We start from the raw sequence: 969 nt of genomic DNA on the forward strand, positions 1-969 counted from the left end.
CGCCCGCGACCCAGCCCTGCGGGTCCACGGCGAGCGCGGGGCCGCCGATCCGGCTCAGGATCGGCGCGGCGACCGCGCGCAGCACCTCCACCGACTCCAGGTGCCGCAGCCGCAGTTCGGACTCGGCGAGCCGGGTCACCGACTGGACGAGCGCGAGCGCGGCGGGGTGGAACGTGGAGCGGGGCCCGCTCAGGTCCACGACCCCGAGCAACTGCCCGTCGCGCGGATCGTGCAGCGGCGCCGCCGCGCACGTCCACCGGTGCAGCACCCGTACGAAGTGCTCCCCGCCGTGCACCTGCACCGCCGTCCCCGTCGCGAGCGCCGTACCGATCGCGTTGGTGCCCGTCGCCCGTTCCTCCCACGCGGCGCCCTCGGCGAGCGAGATCGCGTTCGCGAGCCGCAGCGTCCGCCGGTCCCCCGAGCGCCACAGGACCCGCCCCTCGGCGTCCGCGACGATCATCACCTGACCCGCGGACTGCGCGGCCCCCGCCAGCCCGCGCCCCAGCTCCGGCAGCACCTCGCGCAGCGCCGACGTACGCCGCCGCCCCTCCAGGACCTCACGGTCCAGGCGTTCGCTCTCGGTGCCCTGACCGGGGACGACACCGTCCCGGCTGACCCGCTGCCAGGACGCGTCGATGACGGGGCGCGGCGGCGCCCCCTCGCTGCGCGGCCCGGCGACGGGCGGGGACGGAGGCTGCGTGCGCGGCACGGGCTGCTCCCGGAGGGTTCTCGTCGGTACCGGCTCCCCCGTGGGTGCCGGCGCTGCGTATCCCATCCTGCTGCCCCCGATGCCGCCCGCGCCGCGAATCGGCCACGTCGGCTGCAACCTTCTGCAACTCTCGCGCGCCCGCCGCCCGCCGCGCGATGCTGACGGCGGCACCCGCGAGGGTGCCCGCGCCTTTCGGGGCCGCGAACCGGGGTGGTGCCGTGTCGGCGCGGCACCACCCCCGCCGCGTCCCGGCGGGCGTT

The 969-nt window shown here is 77.8% G+C and carries 1 protein-coding gene; it reads right to left on the minus strand.

Going from position 1 to position 969, the window contains the following annotated elements; genetic code table 11:
• The coding region (locus G3I42_RS18600) for a GAF domain-containing protein (protein ID WP_164287394.1) at window positions 1–709 on the minus strand (709 nt) is incomplete at its 3' end.
• Window positions 710–969 lie beyond the last annotated feature (260 nt).

The organism is Streptomyces sp. SID11385 (genome assembly GCF_010548245.1).
In the GTDB taxonomy this organism is placed as follows: domain Bacteria; phylum Actinomycetota; class Actinomycetes; order Streptomycetales; family Streptomycetaceae; genus Streptomyces.